Below are 17,191 nucleotides of genomic sequence, written 5' to 3' on the forward strand. Positions count from 1 at the left end.
CGACGCCACGCCCTGAGCCCGGTCCCTCAGCGTGAAGGGTTTCAGTGAACAACTCCCCGGCTTTGGCCCGCCGACTCGGCACGTTCGATGCCTCGCTTATCGGACTAGGCTCCATGATCGGTGCGGGGGTGTTCGCAGCCTTCACTCCGGCCGCTGCTGCCGCGGGGTCCGGACTGCTGATAGGCCTTGTAGTGGCTGCTTTTGTCGCCTTCTGCAACGCAACCTCCTCTGCCCAACTCGCTGCCAGATACCCGACATCCGGAGGTACCTACGTCTACGGAAGGGAACGGCTGGGACCTTGGGCCGGGTTCCTGGCCGGCTGGGGTTTCATCATTGGCAAGACCGCCAGTGCTGCTGCCATGGCCATGACCTTCGCCGCCTATGCCGCACCGCAAGGCTGGGAACGCCCGGTGGCGATTGCCGCCGTCGTACTCTTGACCGCGGTGAACTATCACGGGGTGACCCGGACAGCAGGACTGACCCGGGTGTTGGTGATTGCGGTGTTGGCTGCCTTGGCGATCGCGGTAACCGCCGTGTGGGGTGGGTCCGGCCCCGACTTTGGCGACTTTGCGGGGGAGGGGCTGCTGGCGGAGGGCTGGTACGGGATCCTGCAGTCCGCCGGTCTGCTGTTCTTCGCGTTCGCTGGGTATGCGAGGATCGCGACCATGGGCGAGGAAGTGCGCGAGCCTCAGCGCACCATTCCCCGGGCGATCGGCATCGCGTTGGGCATCACGATTCTCATCTACGCCGTTATTGCGGTGACCCTGCTCGTGGCACTCGGCCCGGAGGGTGTGGCTGCTACGCCCACACCGCTGGCTGATGCAGTGGGCGCAGGAACCTTGGCGTGGGCCTCGCCTCTTGTCCGTGTCGGGGCCGCCGTCGCCTCGCTGGGTGCCCTGTTGGCACTCGTTGCCGGACTCGGCCGCACGAGCCTGGCGATGGCCCGCGAACACGACCTCCCGCACTGGCTCTCTGCCGTGCACCCGAAATACAAGGTGCCCCATAGGGCCGAGGTAACTCTTGCCGTGGTGATCTGCCTGATCATTGCCGTGGCCGATCTTCGCGGGGCCATCGGCTTCTCATCATTCGGCGTGTTGCTCTATTACCTGGTGGCGAACGTCGCCGCCTACACCCAGCCAGGCGAGGATCGTCGCTACCCGAAGTTCCTGCAGGTGGCCGGCGCGGTTGCCTGCGTTGTTCTTGTCGCGACGCTGCCGCCGTTGTCCGCCGGGCTGGGTGTGCTGATGTTCGTGGTGGGTATCGCTTACAGGGTGATCCGTCTGCGGGTAAACCGCTAAGCGGCTGAGCGGGCGGGAACCGGCAAGAATCGGCGGATCGCGACAGCCGAGACCACAGCGATAGCACCAGTGAACAGCCACGGTGAGGCAGCCGCCGTCGATGTTTGGTCAGCAAACTCGTACAGCGGCGCCATAGCCGTGTTTCCGATCAGCACCATGGCGCCTCCGCAACTGGCGAGGAGCCCGTAGTAGGCGCCGGTGGGTCGGCCGCCGGCGAAGTCCAGGACGAGCCGCATTGCCGTGGGAGTCGCGCACATGTTGCCCAGGCACAGGCCGGTGACGAGGGCCAATGCCGGCAAAGCCGGCAATGATGCGACGGGCGGCTGGGTGGCAAGGATTGCGACGGCGGTGAATCCTGCGGCTTTCAAGCTGAGGCCCAACGTGAGGGCGTTGCGCTCGCCGAATCGGCGCATGAGCTTGGCGACGGGCCACTGCAGTGTGACCGTCAGCAACGAGGCGTACGCGAACACGAAGCCGAGCGCGCCGGCGTCGAGACCGCTGCGTCGAAGCTCCACCGGGAGTCCGAAGTACAGCTGGTTGTGTGCCAGCAGGCTGACACTGAAGAAGCAGGCGAACGCCACAAAGCGCTTGTCCCGCAGGCAAGCCAGGAGCTGGTGTTTGGGGACCGCTGCCTCTGTTGGCTGTAGGCTGCGACCCGCGCGTGGCAGGAACCGCCAGAAGACGAACGCCATGACCGCGAAGATGGCCGAGGCGACGTAGAGGGAGACTTCGAAGCCGAAGCCCAGGAGCAGGCTGCCAAGCAGCGGGCCCGCCACGGCCCCGAATTCGCCCACGATGACCAGCGAAGCGAAGAGGGTTGGCCGGTGTTTCCCGGACGGTTCGCGCCGTTCTTCTGCTGCGGCGACCAGGCTTTCGAGGGCCGGCGAGAACAACGCACCACCGATGCCGGTGACGATCGCACCCGCGAGGAAGAGACTGAAATTGTCGGCCGCCGCCAACAGCAAATAGCCACTGACCCGGACGATGCACCCGGCGACCATGGTGTAGCGGGCGCCCCAGCGATCGGAGATGGCGCCGCCCACCAGGAACATCCCCTGCTGGGCGAAGGTCCTTGCTCCCAGGACGACGCCGATGGCCACCGCGCTCATGGCGAAGTCATTAGCCATGGTGAGGGCAATGAACGGCACCACGGAGTAGAACCCGACGTTGAAAATCAACTGGCTGGAGAGCAGGAGCTTTGGGTTGGGCCCGGCTGGCCTTCCCCCGGTCTGTAGGGAGGTCTGGGTGGAGCTGGTGGTGGGATTCATGAACGGCTTTCCTTGGCGGCAGGCACGTTCGAGATTATCAATAATCGTTCTCGTTTACTCCTGTGACGACTCGCGGCGTCTCTGGCTTGGGCACGACTCCACCTGGGGGTAGACGGGTGGAGCCGTGCCGTAGTGCCTCCTACGCCAAAGCGGGTGGGGCTCCCGCCGGACACCGGGACTCCCGCTTCGGAGGCACATAAGGAGACTACGGGCGGGTTCGTGGCTCTAGGTGGCAAATTTGGGCGACTAGGTGCCGTATCCGGAGTAATTAGGTGCTGGTGGGGAAGAAATAGGTGGTGACGGGGTGTGTCTAGGTGGTGGCTGCCCGGCCGCTTGGCTTAGCTGCCCGACTCACCCGCGCCGCCCGGTTCACCGCGAAGCCGATCACCGCCTGCACCGCGAGGCGAAGAGTGACGGTGAGGCTGGCGACGATGAGGGAGATGGCGAACCCCCGCGCCATGGCCGGCGCCCAGATGCTCAGCAGCACATCCCACGGCACTGAATCCGTGCTGGCCAACCAAAAGACAGCAGCACCCATGGCACAGAGCGCCAGCGTCAAAGGTCCCGCGATGAAAGTAGTGGCAGGACCAGTGGCGGGATTTACCAGGCAGAGCACGGCTGACACGGATGCCCAGCACAGCACCGTGGTGCTTACCCAGAGGAAATCGGCTTGGGAAGCGGCTTCCGCGGTCCTGATGGGACTGATCCGCAAGAGCTGCGACACGAGGAATATGCTCCCTGCGATGCCTGCCACCAAGCCGAGGATCAAGGGCGACCAGAACAAACTGCCGGGAGCCTTAAGGTTAGGGCGACGCTGGGAGTCAAGGCCGCCGTCGTCGTTGTTGTCGTTAAAGTACATCCAGCCGCGGGCTTCACGTCCACGGAAGAACTGTGCATAAATAGCCGCGATGATGGCTGCAATGCCAAGCACCAGGGCAAAGCCGATTCCCGGCCACTCGTCATATCCGTACTGGATCCACAATGCGGCGCCCAACCATCCGAAGTTGGTGAGAGCAAGATCCAGGCTGTCGGACATCCAGGTGGTGACCACAAAAGTCGCGGAGCTGATCAACGCTGCAGGCAGCCAGAAATGCCAGGGACGCTTGGCCAGGAGTGCCAGGGGGAGGCCCATGCTGGCGAAAGCCGCGCAGATGAACACTGTTCCGAGCCCGGCAATGATGGGAGCGATCAACGTAAGGGGATCCACCGGTGCGGAAACGTCCTGCCCTATCCCCGCGAACGACAGTACCTGCCCCAGCGCCAGGCCCACGGCAACACCGACGGCGACCCTGAAGACGCCCGGCAAGTCCCGCGTCGCCAGTGAATCCCGCGGATTACGGGCCGAATGAGCGGATCCCGCCGGATTAGCTTCCGCTAACGAAGCCGCTAACCGTGATCGCCACAGATCAAGACCGACGGTAAAACCCAGGAGTGATCCCGTCACTGCCGCTGAGGCCCAGATGCCACCCAGTACGACGCCGGATCCCGTCAACAGGGCGGTGGCGGTTCCCACAACCAGTGGACCAACAATCCCGGCGAGGGCACCGGCGCTCAGCGAACGGAGGAAGTCGCTGGTGGCGGCTTTACTCGGCGCGTGGAGGACGGCGACTCTTGCCTCGCGTGTCGGGTGGCGCATGCGCAGGCGCCGTATCCCCGGGGCGGGAGTGCCGGGTCCGAGGAGTCCCAAGCTGGCGCTGACCTTCTGGTATGAGCCCTGCGCGGCCCGCAGGTCGGCATCATGTTCACGCGAGCGAAGCAAGGCAGCCGTCACGATTTCCACCACTACAGCCAGCAGCGCCGCGCGCCAGAGGTAGTAGGGAAGCAGCGAAGGACCCTCCCAAATGGCGCCAGCCACAGGAACGAGAAGCACCACCAAAGTCACGTACCACGAGCTCCGCGCCAGCCAGGCCAGTTCCACGTCGCGGTGACGGATATGCGCGAACTCATGGAGGATCACGCCGTCGGCCGGTCCGGGCCGTACAAGCAGACCGACAATCTTTGGCGGCAGGGCAACTGCCGTTGATCCGGGCCTGCCGAAAGAAAAGGCATCTCCCATTCGTGCCGGACCGATGAATAGCTTTGGTACGCGACGCAGGCCGGCCTCGGACGCCAAGTCGCCGAAGCGTTCCACCACCGCGCTGTGCTTTTGCGACGGCGCCTGCAGGGCTCGCCGCCGTCGAATCATTAATGGCACAACAAACATGACGGCCACGGCGAACACTGCCATAACCCCCGCCCCGGCCAGGGACCAGAGGCCCCGCCTGATCTCCAGAGGTGCCGTGCATTGCTGTTGCTGAGCGAGATCCAGAGCCAGACACTTACCCAACTCTTGGACCCATTCCCGTCCAAGGACCACGTTGTGCATCCATGAGCCCACAAACAAGCCGACCGCCAGAAGTGCAGCAATGAAGAGAAGGTACAGGCCAGTGGTGGGTGCGGGGAGGGCGAGTACGTTGACCCGGCGAGGATCAACTGCTGGCGTCAACGGCTTCTGGTCCATGCTGACCGGCTCCTAGGGATTGGAGAGCTACGGAAGATTCACCTGCTGAGGACCCCGATGATTGCGTTTCCCAGCAGATCGGCCTTGGTTTCGTCGAGGCCAAGACGCTTGGACTGCTCTTTGGCGGCAGCGAAGACGCGGTCGCGCTGCTCCGCAGTGAGTTCGATTGCTGCACTGGTGGAATCCTGTGGGGAGCCCAGCCGCAACACCCTGCGAACGGCTCCCGTCACTGCTGGTTTGGCGGCGTCCTTCACCGCGTCCTTGGCCACATCGCGCAGCAGGTCACCGAGGAAACCGATGATGAACTGGGCCACGGCGAGGGCAAAAGGCGCAAGTAAAGCCAGCTCCAGGCCGAAACCAACGGCCTCATCATTCTTGGCCGGGTTCAGTGTGGATTCGGGATCCGCGTAGTACTCGTCGGCGACTTCGTCGAAGGTGAGCAGTTCATCAGGGGCGGCCCGCTCGATCATCAGCCTTGCCAGTTCAGTGCTCACATCACGTGTCTCGCCCATTGGGATGTCCGTGCCCAACTCTCCCATGGTGCCCCCTTGGTGAGAATAGAACAGACTCGGAGGTCTGCCGTGGGACACATTGTCCGCCTGACGGTGGGGGACCACAAGGCCATAAGCCGCCGTCGTCGAGCTTCGCCTTTCGATCAGCGGTACGGAGCCGCTGATCTGGCGTCAACTGGCTCGGCGGTTATCAACCGAGCTGAAGGATGCTGCCGCGCCAGGTGGCTAGAGCGGTGCGGTCGCGCTCGGGGAGGTCGGCGGCCTCGATGAATTGTTGAGGGTCGAACCCGGCCAAAGCCGTCCGAAAGGCTCCTTCGGTGGTTGTCCCGTGGCGCTCGCAGAGTTCGTTGAGCACGGATTCGGCATTGTTTCTGTTGCTGCTGGCAGCGCAGACGTCGCCGAGCCTGACGGTTTCGAGGTAGTCATCTACGATTTCCTCGGTGCCGGCGTTCACGGCCGACAACAGAATCATGGCAAGAATTCCGGTCCTGTCCCTGCCACCCATGCAATGAAAGAGGACGCCGCCCGGCGGTGCGTTGAGTATGGCTGAGATAGCAGCCCCGGCTCGTTCGGGCATCTCGGCCAGGTGGGGCAGGAAATACAGTGCCGTGCCCACCAAACCGTTGTCCCAGTAGTCGGCCCAGAAATCCGTGTTCTCACGACCGTCCAGATCAACATTGATCGTGGTGAGCCAGGCCGGACGTTTCCGGGTGTCCCTTTCCCGTTCCTGCGGTTGGCGAAGATCGACGACGGTGCGGATGCCTGCTTCGTAGACTTGTTTCCACCCGTCGGGGCTTATCCGGTCCACGTTGTCGCTTCGGAAAAACACCCCGTGCGGCGTCAGGGTTCCGTCTGCACGTTCCAAACCGCCAAGATCACGGGCGTTGACCAGACCATCAACCCGGAGCGCGCGGTCCTTCCTGCCAGACTCTTCCATGCCCCAAGTAAAGCAAAAGGGGCCCTACGCCCGCGCGTGCAACATGAGGGTGACCGCGGCCTCTCGGCCACGGTCACCCGCACGATGACTACTTCTCGCAGCCGACTCCGTCTCCGTCGCTATCGAGACCGTAGATGTCAGAACCGGTGACAGTCACAGGGCCTCGTACGTATGCCGGGCCGTTGCCTTTGCCGCCAGCGCAATCGACGTCGGATGCAACGGGAACGCAACCAGAGTAGTTCGGATCGCAGTTACTTTGTGCCTGCGGCGCCGCCGGGACAGCAGCTTTGGGAACCAGCTTGGCAGCCGCGGCGTCAGCGGCCGCTCTGTCCGCTGCTGCCTTTGCGGCCGCAGCTTGAGCTGCCGCTGCCTGGTCAGCTGCAGCTTTGTCAGCAGCTGCCTTATCCGCAGCGGCTTTGTCCGCTGCCGCCTTCTCAGCGGCAGCTTTGGCAGCCGCCTCAGCAGCTCGATCATCGGACAGTTTCTTGGCGGTCGCTGAGTCCAACCACGTTAATGTGCCGGCACGGTCAACCGCGCAGACGTACGTCTCGCCGGAAGAAGTTTGAGTCGCTTTCTCACTTTTGCAGGCCGTCCCAGCGACCTTGCTGGGTGTTGGCGATGGTGTCGCTGAAGGTGTTGCCGTTGTGCTGTTCACCGAACTGGCGCTTGAAGTCGTCCCTTGACCGCAGGCTGTGGTCATAGCCAGCATCGACGTGATCGCCACCAGCCCCAGTGTCTTCCTGCGTTGAGCCCACGAAGACTTGCCTGACAAATGCCTGATTTTGGCCGCGAGAATAGAACCCTTTTTCACTTATTGCCCCCTTGTAGATGCGCCGATGCGATGGCGCGTCCCGTGACCATAACACTCGGCGGAACGGCAAGGGGAGGGAAAGTTATCTATGACTTAGCGTGCTTCGCAGATTACAGGAGGCACACCAGACCTTCGGGCCCTACGCCCGCGCGTGCTTCTTCCCGCCGGCACGCCCCGCATCCACACCCGGGCCCCGCTCATCAGCAACAACCGACGCCCCCGTCCCCAACCCGCGGACCGTCCACCCGGCGCTCCGCCAGGCCTCAGCGTCCAAGACGTTTCGAGCGTCCAGCACCATCCGGCGTCGTACGAGCGACCCCACAACGGTAGGCGACAGCGAGACGTATTCGTCCCATTCGGTGAGCAGCAGCACCAGTTCGGCGCCTTCGAGGGCGCGTTTTGTGTCGGCCTCGAAGCGGATTTGCGGGTAGCGGATCCAGGCGTTGTTGATGGCTTTGGGGTCCGTGACGGTGACGTGAGCGCCCGCGGCAGCGAGTTGTTGGGCGACGTCCAGGGCGGGGGAGTCGCGGATGTCGTCAGTGTCAGGCTTGAACGCTGCGCCCAGGATGGTCACCGTGCGGCCGGAGAGGAAGCCGCGGCACATCTCGCGAGCCACTTCCACGGCGCGGGAACGCTGGTCCAGGTTCACCGAATCAACCAGGGCCATCCACTCATCCACGGACGGCACCGACAGCTCGCGGGCCTGCGCACGGAACGACCGGATGTCCTTGGGCAGGCAGCCGCCGCCGAAACCGAGCCCGGCGTGCAGGTACCGGTTGCCGATGCGCGGATCCAGGCCCATCGCCTCGCTGAGCTCGCTCACGTCAGCGCCCGACGCGTCGCACAGCTCGGCCATCGCGTTGATGAAGCTGACCTTGGTGGCCAGGAACGCGTTCGACGCCGACTTGATCAGTTCCGCGGTCGCGAAGTTGCAGACGAGCCGCGGGATGCCGGCGCTGATCAGCGGTTCGTACACGGCATCCAGCACGGCGGTGACCGGAGCGCCGGCAGCGGCACCCTTGCCGCCCGGGACGCCGTAAACCAGACGATCGGGAACCAACGAATCCTTGACCGCAGTGCCCTGGCGCAGGAACTCGGGGTTCCAGCCGAGCAGCACATCGGAGCGTCGGGCCAGTATCGTGCGGAGCGTTTCCACTGTGCCTACCGGCACTGTCGATTTACCCACGACGGCGGCCCCCTTGGCCAGGTGCGGCAGGAGGCTCTTCGTTGCGCCCATCAGGTATGAGAGATCGGCCGTGTCAGAGGTCTTGGACTGCGGGGTACCAACGCAGAGGAAGTGCACCTGCGCATCTGCGGCGGCTGAGAAATCGGTGGTGAACACGAGCCGGCCGGTGGTTCGGCCGTCTTGGAGGAGCTCGTCCAAACCGGGCTCGTGGAACGGCGCCACAGCTTTGTTCAGCTGCTCCACCTTGGAGGAATCTACGTCGATGCCCACCACGCTGTGGCCCATCGAAGCGAGCGTTGCTGCATGGACTGCGCCGAGGTAGCCGCAGCCGATCACGGAAATCTTCATGAAGTGGGTCCTTTGCTTGAGGTGAGTTCTGTGGGCCCGTTTTCGCGGGAGAAGGACGCGATAACTTCGGTGTAATGCCGGACCAGGTCGGCGCTGAGCACAGGCCACGTCCGCCCCTGGACCGAGGCGGTGGCCGCCGTTGCAAACGCGCGGCGCTTGGCGTCGTCGCCCATCAAGTCCTGCACGTATGCCCTGAGTTGGCTGAGGTTTCCGGGCTCATACAGCCAGCCGGTGCGGGAGTTTTCGACGAGGTCCAAGGGCCCGCCGCGTCCGGTCGCGACCACTGGAACGCCCGATGCCATGGCCTCCTGGATGGTCTGGCAGAAGGTCTCGAACTCGCCGGGATGAACAAAGAGGTCAAAACCCGCTACCGCCTCAGCCAGTGCATCCCCGCCGAGGAACCCCGTGAATACAGCGTCCGGCAGCTGAGCTTCCAGCGCCGCACGCTGCGGGCCATCACCCACAATCACCAGCTTCGTATTGGGCAGATCAGCCAGTACGGCAAGATCCTCAACCTGCTTCTCCACGGCGAGCCGGCCGACGTAGCCGATGATCCGGTGACCGTCAGACGCTACTGAGCTGCGCCACGCCGTCGAACGTTTGGCGGGGTTGAAGCGCGCGGTATCCACGCCGCGGCGCCACATGTCCACGCGCAGGATGCCTCGCCCGCGCAACTGGTTCAGCGCGAAAGTGGAGGGCACAAGGGTTCGGGTGGCCAGGAGGTGGATGTTGTCCACGCGGTTCCAGGCCCAGTTCTCCAGGAACGGCACGCCATAGCGGGCGGCGTAGCTGGGAACCTCGGTTTGGTAGATCGCCACGGTCGGGATGCCGAGTTGGTGGGCGGCCTGCACTGCGCGCCAGCCGAGGACGAACGGGGAGGCGAGATGAACAACATCGGGGGAGAAATCGGCAAGGATTCGCTTGACCCGATTCACACCACCCAACGCAACCCGCACATTCGTATAGCCGGCCAGCGGCACCGAAGGAAGCCGGTGCACATACGCACCCTTCTCGACGCTCGAAACATCAGTGTCCGACGTCGACGGCGCGATCACCATCACCTCATCCCCGCGCTCCTGCAGATGCTCCAGCACCCGCAGGATGGAGTGGGTTACCCCGTTCATCAATGGCAGGAATGATTCGGCGACGATTGCGATCCTCACGCCTTCCACGGTGGTCGGAGCGGTTGGCGGCGCGGGTTAGAACGGGTGGCCTGTGGAGGAAGAGTTGGTTAACAGGTGGGGCTCCAGTTTGTCTCAGGGCGCGCGTAGACTCTGCTTCACCGACGCGCTGGGGCGTCATGACTTCTGGGGGTCTTGCCATGTTTGCTGCTGGGGACAATTCGCGCGCGCTTGGAGTACGACGGCGGCGCTGGGCGGCGGTGCGGTCAGTCGCTGTCGGTTTGGGCTTGGCGCTGTTGTTGGGAGCCTTCAGTTCGCCCGGATCGCCGGCTGTGGCTGATGCGGTGACGGACATCGTTCCTGTGGGCGACAAACCTGGTGCCATCGCCGTGAACCCTGTGACGAACAAGGCGTACGTTGCCTCATTCGAAGGCGTTTCGGTCATCAACGGAACGTCCGACGGAGGCCTCCTGTACTCGGGAGACATGCCCGTGGACGTTGCCGTGAACTCGGCGACGAACAAGATCTACGTCAGCGAGATCGGCGGCTCGGTTGCTGTCGTAAATGGGGTTTCCGGTGCCGTGACGTGGGTTCCCGTGGGGGCTGAGCCGGGCGTTGTGGCGGTGAACGAAACGACCAACAAGATCTACGTGGCCGTGAAGACCGGCATCACCATCATTGATGGGGCTACGAACACGACCACCTCTGTGCCATTCGACGGAGGTGCGCAGGACATCCTGGTGAATTCCGTGACGGACAAGGTCTATGTTCAGTCCAGTGGCACCATCAAGGTTATCAACGCCAGCGGCAATCTCTCCTCAACGATCGTCATCGGCGCAGGCATCTTGGGCGCAGCGATGAACGAGACAACGAACAAGCTTTACATCACGACGATCAGCAGGTTCGGGCCACGGCTCTCCGTAATCAACGGCGCAACCGACACCAGTGGAGCGAGCCTCACGTTCTCGCAGACCGTCGGCACCCTCGCGGTTAATCCTGGGACGAACAAGATATATGTAGCCGCAGACAGTGCTTCAACGGACGGCTTTGTAAAAATCATTGATGGGGCGACCTTCACGGAAGTGACCACCATCAGCACCGCCACGCGTGTCAGCGAGATCGTCGTGAACCCCACGAGCAACAAGGTCTATGCGCCGACCAGCGGCGGGGGCACCGTCATCATCGATGGCCAGAGCAACAGCAGCTACGCCGTTTACACAGGCAGCGAGCCGGTCTCCGCTGCCGTCAACACCTTCACCAACAAGGCGTACGTCGTCAGCTACGGCACTGCTTCTGTGCGAATCATCGACGGGACCGTGGAGCAGCCTGTCAAGAATGATTTCAACGGGGACGGGTTAACGGATGTTTTGGCTCGGGAAGCTTCCGGCGTCCTGTGGCTCTACCCGGGGGATGGCTCGGGCGGGTGGCTGAATCGCGTTCAAGTAGGGCAGGGCTGGAACATCATGACGGCTCTGGTTACTCCCGGCGACTTCAACGGCGACGGGAATGCCGACGTCCTTGCCCGTGATGGCGGAGGGCTGCTCTGGCTCTACCCCGGCAATGGCTCGAGCGGATGGCTGCCTCGCGTTCAGGTGGGCATGGGCTGGGCTGGCATGACCGCGATCGAGTCCGTCGGGGATTTCAACGGCGACACCTTCGTGGATATCGCTGCCCGGACCGCCTCCGGCGTGCTGTGGGTGTACCGGGGTAACGGCTCCGGCGGTTGGCTGTCTGCTATCCAGGTGGGTACCGGTTGGAACGGAATGTCCGAGATGTCCGGCGTCGGCGACTTCAACAGCGACGGCACGCCCGATGTTGCCGCCCGGGACTCCTCCGGTGTGCTCTGGCTTTACCCAGGCAACGGCTCTGGTGGATGGCTGCCGCAGCGGGCTATTGGGCAGGGCTGGAACGTCATGAACTCGCTGCTTGGTCCGGGTGACTTCGACGGTGATGGACGTGCAGACATCCTCGCGCGGAACGCCGCGGGTGAGCTGTGGTTGTACGCGGGCAGTGGGGGAGCTGCATGGCCCACGGCTTCCCGCGTGGGTACGGGGTGGGGCGGGATGACGGCGATTCTGTAGATTTTCAACTGCGTTTAGCAAAACGACAAGAGGCGTTGAATAATCGGAGTTGGGGAGCGGCCACGTCAGGTATCGTTCACTCTTTTAGAGGAGCGACTTAGCCTTTGCCGGAATAGCGAGGCAATTAAGCAGAATCTTGGCCCCTGATGCGCTCTGGCTTTTGCTTTGACCTGTGCCGATTGCGACCGATAGCGAATGCCGCGGCCTGCGGGACGACTTTTCGGCGTGCCGCTCCTTCACGTCTCGGCGGGGTTGAGGAGGCCGGCCCCAGACAGGTGCGACCGGCCCCCTAGATTCCTTTGTTAGCTGATCGGGTACTCGAAGAATGGGCCGGCGTATGCGCCGCCCGTGTAGACCAGCGTTCCCGTTCCCGGCGGAAGGTCGAGAACAACGCTGCCTGATACCTTCTCTGCGGGCCCCATACCCCCGCTCGGGAATTCCAGCGCGTCGTCGATGCACGAGTACGTCGCTGAAGTGCCCAGATTACCGTTGAACGTTGTGCCGCTGGCCGCGATGAACTTGAAGTCGTGGCTAGAGATCATGTGCTTTGGAAAGGAATCCTCGGCAAGTTCCGGAGTGGTCTCCACGGTCAGGGCCACTGAAATAATCCGGCCGTTCTCGGCCGGACGGGAGTAGGGCTCTGTGCAAACAGTGTCCAGGATGCTGTCCACGGTGAACTTGGTAGTCACCTTCTTGGTGTTCTGGTTGCTGAACGTTCCTACGTCGCCGAGCTTTGCAATGAAGTTACCCCGCGCCGACTTTGCATTTCCAGTCGGCGAAGGCGTCGACTTGGGAGTGGCCACGGGCTCTGCCGTCGGGGCGGTGACTGGAGCGTCTGAGGACTTCGCCGACTCCGCTGCCGTGTTCTTGGCCGTGCTCCCACACGCGCTGAGGGCGAGCGCCGTCGCAAGGACCGCAGTGCCAATGAGTGCCTTATTCATATGTTCCCCTTTTTAAGCGAGCAGACAGCGACTTGCTGCCCTCTCTGAGTGATGCGATTGGAGTTTCCTCCGTACCCTGCCCTGGTCGTGAACCAGCGCCGTCTGGGGCGGCGGGGTGACCGTGAAGCGGCCTGGGCCTTGCCGACTTCAACGCCCTTTTGTTGTAGATCACACCATATCCGTGACCTCTGACAGTCATGGAAAGAGGCGCGGTAAGCCGCGCTATGTTACATGGTCGGCTCTGAGGTTGGGCGTTCGCGCCTTTCGCTGGTCTGCAGCCACTGCCTGACGACTCCAGTGGTGTCTCGTTCAGTCAGAATTGGCCGCTCGGAGAAGACCGCGCCCGCTTCAAATCCTTGCGCAGCCCCCGGTTATCAGCCCGGAGTTCCCGGTTGTCATCAGCAAGCCCCCGGTTGTCCTCCGTCAGCCCGCGGTTCTCGGCCTCCAACTCGAGCACCAGCTTCACTCCGGCCAGGTTCAGCCCCTCATCCAGGAGTGCGCCGATCCTCCGTAGAGTCGCAAGGTCGTCCTCGCTGTAACGCCGGGTGCCGCCGTCGGTCCTTTCCGGGGTGACCAGCCCTTTGCGCTCGTACTGCCTGATGTTCTGCTGCCCCGTGCCAACCAGTTCCGCCGCCACTGAGATCGCGTAGACGCCGCGAGCGTCCCGGCCACCGGCAGAGGTGCCGTCCGCCCCGGAAGCAGCCGGGCCGCCGTCGTACTCTTCAGCGGCAGTCGCGCCATCCGAAGCTGCCATCAAAGACCTCCAAAAATCTTCCGAGAAACTACTTGCATCCACTCTCTCACCGGTGCTATAAAAAATCTATACCAGCCACCACAGATCAGGGAAGGCTGGGACAACAACAAATCAGCATCACGACCAGAGGAGTGAGAACAAAATGCTGATGCGCACTGACCCGTTCCGCGAATTCGACAGGCTCGCCCAACAGGTTTTTGGCACAACAGCACGACCTGCCGGCATGCCCATGGATGCCTGGCAGGAGGGCGAGGAGTTTGTCGTTGCCTTTGATTTGCCAGGTGTGAGCCCCGACTCCGTCGACCTCGACGTCGAGCGCAACGTCCTCACGGTCAAGGCAGAACGGAAGTCGCCGGCTGGCGAGAACTCAGAGATGATCGCCGCCGAACGCCCGCAAGGTGTCTTCAGCCGGCAACTGATCCTGGGCGACACCTTGGACACCGAAGGCGTCAAGGCCAGCTACGACGCGGGCGTGCTGACACTCCGCATCCCCGTCGCCGAGAAGGCCAAGCCGCGGCGCATCGAGATCACGTCCACCGAACAACGGCAAGAGATCAACGCCTAATCCTGTGCCCTTCCGGAAGGCTTCCCCGGGGGTGGCCAACCGGCAGGGCGCCGACCGGGAACAACGGAGGCGGCCGCATCGGAATAGTTGGGCGCAGGCTTCGTGCCACGTCACAGCGTTTTTTAGCGCACATGAAAGCGGTCCCCGCCCGTCGTCTCCCGATTGATGGCCCCCGGTTCACGCCGGGGGCCATCCCCAAGTCCGCTGCAGGAAACCGGAACCAACCGTGAGCGATCAACCCGACTACTACGCCACTTTGCACGTGTCGCCGGACGCGACGACCCGTGAGATCGCCCGCGCCTACCGCACGCTGCTCCGGACCCATCACCCGGATACACGCCAAAAGGTCGACGACGGCGACACCACCTCCGCGGCCGACCTCCAGGAACTGCACGCCATCATGCAGGCGTACGTCGTTTTGTCGGACCCAGGAAAGCGGGCGGCTTACGATCAGGCGCGGCGGAGGGGTGTGCCCGCACGAAAGCCCGGAACGCCGGTAAAGGTGCGAGTCCATCGACACGAACCAGCGGCCAGCAAGGAACCAGGGCGGCCCCAGTCGCCCCTGACTTTCGGGCCGCCCGGCTGGGAGCCTTCTTCCCGAACCCTCAAATCACCAAGGAGCCATTCATGAGTGCCTGGCGTCCGTATGACGGCCACATCATTCCCGCGTTCTACGAACGGTTCGAGAAACGCTGGGGGAGGGGAACGGCGCCATTCCTGGACCCCGAAGTCCACGAGCAGCCCTTGCCCCGTGCCCAGTGGATCAACCCGGACACCGGCGCTGCGGTTGCTGTGGTGCCCATCTGGACCGACGACCCCGAGCATCGCTCTTTCGGCGTCTTTTACCTCCCACCGGCTGGTGACATCTGGATGCTCCGGCCCGGCCCCACAGCGTTCATGGAACCAAGCGCAGGTGCAAGCGGGGAGCAAGTGACGCTGCGGAACGATGCCTTCAAGAAGGCCGTCAACCACGCCAAGGAGTTCATCTACGGGCCCCAGCTCTAGCGGGCTGGCGCGAAGGGTTAGATCTCGGCAGAAAGAGAGGCATCAAAGTGCCGAGATGTCGCCCCTCGGCGGGAGGTGGTGGGGTACGTGCTCAACCTGGCCACCCGGCGTCGTGAGGGGTCAGCTCTCGGAACTAAGCGAGCCCTAAAGTGCCGAGATGTCGCCCCTCGGGGAGGCAAGGCGAAGAGCAAAAAGAAGGCTGGTGCAGCCTAGGAGAGAATCCCGAGGCGGCTGCACCAGCGGCTAGTACGACTTTCTGTTATGAGTTGTGACACCTATCCATTGGCCGCTCCTAGTTCCCGGCTTCGATTTGTTTCCGGGCCTTGCAAAGTCTGTGCAGGTGGGGGCGGAGCTGAGGTGGTCGGTGAGGGCTCCGTGCCCCGTGAGAACACCTCCCATTTTACGGCGGCTTCGTGGAAAAAGCGCTGGAATTCGCGGTATTTCAGGGGCGCCTGCGGGGTGGGAGCGGCCTGCCGTGGCACGATAGATCACGATGAAACTGCGCGCTGATCAGACCGGAAACCGTGGCCTCCCGATGCCCCTTTGGCTGCAGGGTGGTTTGGAAGCGGCGCAGGCAGCGTTCATTTCGGCCATCGTTGTGGTGTTACCGCTGGTGGGGGTGTGGGCAACCGATGGTTTCCAGGACCGGAACGTCGACTCCCTGGCCCGGTTGGGCGGCCAGGCTTGGCTGCTGATCCACGGTGTTCCGCTGGAGCTGGCGCAGGTCAATATCGGTACTGCGGCCCAGCCGGGTTCGGGTCTGCTGTCCCTCATTCCGCTGGGGCTGACGCTGATCCCGTTCCTGCTTGCGTGGCGCGCGGGTCGTCGGCTCGCCCGGGCCTCCTACACCGACCAACTGTGGCAAGCGTTCCTTGGCGCCTTCGTCGTGTACGCGGCGTTCGGGGCCGCCACCGGGTTCGTGTGCCGCACCCCTGAAGTGGTTATCAATCTCTGGTTCGCCATGACCATCCCCCTGATTTCCTTCGGCCTTGGCCTGATCGTGGGCGCTCGCCGAGAGGCCGGTTCGTGGAGCCGACTGATCGGCGTCGACGCCGTCGCCTGGCTCGCCAAGACCAGCCAGCATTCGCGCTGGGCAGGCTCCTACGTAGGCTCCGCGTTGAAGGCCGGATTCGTCGCGGCGATGGCTTCGGTCTGTTTGGCCGCGGTCCTGCTGGCTGTCACCATCGTGTGGCACTGGACGGACATCATTGCCGTTTACGAAGGCATCCAGGCCGGCGCCCTCGGCGGAGCCGTGCTCACCATCGCGCAGCTGGGCTTCCTGCCGAACCTCGTCATTTTCGCGCTTTCCTGGTCCTCCGGCGCGGGATTCTCGCTCGGCGTTGGCTCCACGGCGGGTCCGCTGGGCACGGCGGTCGGACCGCTCCCGGCCGTCCCGGTTCTCGGCGCCCTCCCCGCAGGACAGCTCGACGCCGGTGCCATGGCACTCGCGCTGCCCGTGGTCGCCGGCATCCTGGCGGGCTGGTGGTTCCTCCGCGAAGGCGAGAACCACTTTGACGAGTGGCTCTCCATCAAGATCAAAGCCCGATGGTTCACAGCTGCCGTCTCAACCCTGTTCCTGGGTGCGTTCATTGGCGCGGTTGCGGGGCTCCTTGGCGGTGCCTTGGCGTGGATCGCCCGCGGTTCTGCCGGTATTGGGCGGCTCACGGAAATCGGACCCCACCCGCTGTGGACGGCAGTCTGGCTGGCCGCGGAAGTGGGTATCGGCGTCGTGATTGGCTACGCAGTGGGGCCGTGGCTGGAACGCAGCCAGAAGCAGCGCGAGGCGAACCTCGACGAAGCAGCGTACGACGACGAACACGCCTGAGCGGGCCTGCTCGCTTTAGCGCTGGGCTACTCCAGCGGA

The 17,191-nt window shown here is 63.6% G+C and carries 16 protein-coding genes; 6 read left to right on the top strand and 10 right to left on the bottom strand.

Annotated features, from left to right (window positions below; translation table 11 throughout):
• Positions 1-44 precede the first annotated feature (44 nt).
• Complete coding sequence (locus tag ACIQLI_RS11525; protein ID WP_400388344.1) at positions 45-1,298, top strand: APC family permease; 1,254 nt, start codon at positions 45-47, stop codon at positions 1,296-1,298.
• Here the strand turns inward: ACIQLI_RS11525 and ACIQLI_RS11530 are convergent.
• The 8 genes from ACIQLI_RS11530 to ACIQLI_RS11565 all read right to left on the bottom strand — a co-directional run bounded on the left by ACIQLI_RS11530 (position 1,295) and on the right by ACIQLI_RS11565 (position 10,023).
• The gene (locus tag ACIQLI_RS11530) at positions 1,295-2,566 is read right to left on the bottom strand and encodes an MFS transporter (protein ID WP_400388347.1); all 1,272 of its coding nucleotides are present in this window, start codon (positions 2,564-2,566) and stop codon (positions 1,295-1,297) included. The two genes, ACIQLI_RS11525 and ACIQLI_RS11530, sit on opposite strands and share 4 nt — an antisense overlap.
• Positions 2,567-2,876: 310 nt before the next feature.
• A complete protein-coding gene (locus tag ACIQLI_RS11535; protein WP_400388350.1) occupies positions 2,877-5,066 on the bottom strand; it encodes a M48 family metalloprotease in 2,190 nt (729 codons plus the stop codon).
• A gap of 38 nt (positions 5,067-5,104) precedes the next feature.
• Positions 5,105-5,560, bottom strand: a complete 456-nt coding sequence (locus tag ACIQLI_RS11540; protein WP_400388353.1) for a hypothetical protein — start codon at positions 5,558-5,560, stop codon at positions 5,105-5,107.
• A 208-nt stretch (positions 5,561-5,768) separates the two neighbouring features.
• On the bottom strand, positions 5,769-6,515 hold the full coding sequence (locus ACIQLI_RS11545) for a tyrosine-protein phosphatase (RefSeq protein ID WP_400388356.1): 747 nt from the start codon (positions 6,513-6,515) through the stop codon (positions 5,769-5,771).
• A gap of 88 nt (positions 6,516-6,603) precedes the next feature.
• The gene (locus ACIQLI_RS11550; RefSeq protein ID WP_400388359.1) at positions 6,604-7,020 is read right to left on the bottom strand and encodes a hypothetical protein; all 417 of its coding nucleotides are present in this window, start codon (positions 7,018-7,020) and stop codon (positions 6,604-6,606) included.
• Between the two features lie 70 nt (positions 7,021-7,090).
• Entirely contained in the window at positions 7,091-7,270 is a 180-nt protein-coding gene (locus tag ACIQLI_RS11555; RefSeq protein ID WP_400388362.1) for a hypothetical protein, read from the bottom strand.
• Positions 7,271-7,465: 195 nt separating this feature from the next.
• Complete coding sequence (locus ACIQLI_RS11560) at positions 7,466-8,860, bottom strand: UDP-glucose dehydrogenase family protein (RefSeq protein WP_400388365.1); 1,395 nt, start codon at positions 8,858-8,860, stop codon at positions 7,466-7,468.
• Positions 8,857-10,023 carry a glycosyltransferase family 4 protein gene (locus ACIQLI_RS11565; RefSeq protein ID WP_400388368.1) on the bottom strand — a complete coding sequence of 389 codons (1,167 nt, stop codon included), beginning with the start codon at positions 10,021-10,023 and terminating at the stop codon, positions 8,857-8,859. Before ACIQLI_RS11565 ends, ACIQLI_RS11560 begins: the two co-directional genes overlap by 4 nt.
• A 218-nt stretch (positions 10,024-10,241) precedes the next feature.
• On the opposite strand from ACIQLI_RS11565, the gene ACIQLI_RS11570 reads away from it, so the two are divergent.
• Positions 10,242-12,062, top strand: a complete 1,821-nt coding sequence (locus ACIQLI_RS11570; RefSeq protein ID WP_400388371.1) for an FG-GAP-like repeat-containing protein — start codon at positions 10,242-10,244, stop codon at positions 12,060-12,062.
• Between the two features lie 302 nt (positions 12,063-12,364).
• Here the strand turns inward: ACIQLI_RS11570 and ACIQLI_RS11575 are convergent, their stop codons facing one another.
• Both ACIQLI_RS11575 and ACIQLI_RS11580 read right to left on the bottom strand, forming a co-directional pair.
• Positions 12,365-13,003, bottom strand: coding sequence for a hypothetical protein (locus ACIQLI_RS11575; RefSeq protein ID WP_354512543.1), 639 nt, complete (start codon positions 13,001-13,003; stop codon positions 12,365-12,367).
• A 313-nt stretch (positions 13,004-13,316) separates the two neighbouring features.
• A complete protein-coding gene (locus ACIQLI_RS11580; protein WP_400388374.1) occupies positions 13,317-13,757 on the bottom strand; it encodes a MerR family transcriptional regulator in 441 nt (146 codons plus the stop codon).
• Positions 13,758-13,899: 142 nt separating this feature from the next.
• On the opposite strand from ACIQLI_RS11580, the gene ACIQLI_RS11585 reads away from it, so the two are divergent.
• The 4 genes from ACIQLI_RS11585 (at position 13,900) to ACIQLI_RS11600 (ending at position 17,152) form a co-directional block, all read left to right on the top strand.
• On the top strand, positions 13,900-14,322 hold the full coding sequence (locus ACIQLI_RS11585; protein ID WP_354512539.1) for an HSP20 family small heat-shock protein: 423 nt from the start codon (positions 13,900-13,902) through the stop codon (positions 14,320-14,322).
• Between the two features lie 226 nt (positions 14,323-14,548).
• The gene (locus ACIQLI_RS11590; protein WP_400388378.1) at positions 14,549-14,953 is read left to right on the top strand and encodes a J domain-containing protein; all 405 of its coding nucleotides are present in this window, start codon (positions 14,549-14,551) and stop codon (positions 14,951-14,953) included.
• Positions 14,950-15,327: a hypothetical protein gene (locus ACIQLI_RS11595; protein ID WP_354512535.1), complete on the top strand. Its 378-nt coding sequence runs from the start codon at positions 14,950-14,952 to the stop codon at positions 15,325-15,327. The genes ACIQLI_RS11590 and ACIQLI_RS11595 overlap by 4 nt, the downstream gene beginning before the upstream one ends.
• Before the next feature lie 493 nt (positions 15,328-15,820).
• A complete protein-coding gene (locus tag ACIQLI_RS11600) occupies positions 15,821-17,152 on the top strand; it encodes a DUF6350 family protein (protein ID WP_400388381.1) in 1,332 nt (443 codons plus the stop codon).
• The last annotated feature ends 39 nt before the right edge of the window (positions 17,153-17,191 follow it).

The organism is Paenarthrobacter sp. NPDC091669, assembly GCF_044756725.1.
Classification (GTDB): domain Bacteria; phylum Actinomycetota; class Actinomycetes; order Actinomycetales; family Micrococcaceae; genus Arthrobacter; species Arthrobacter bambusae_C.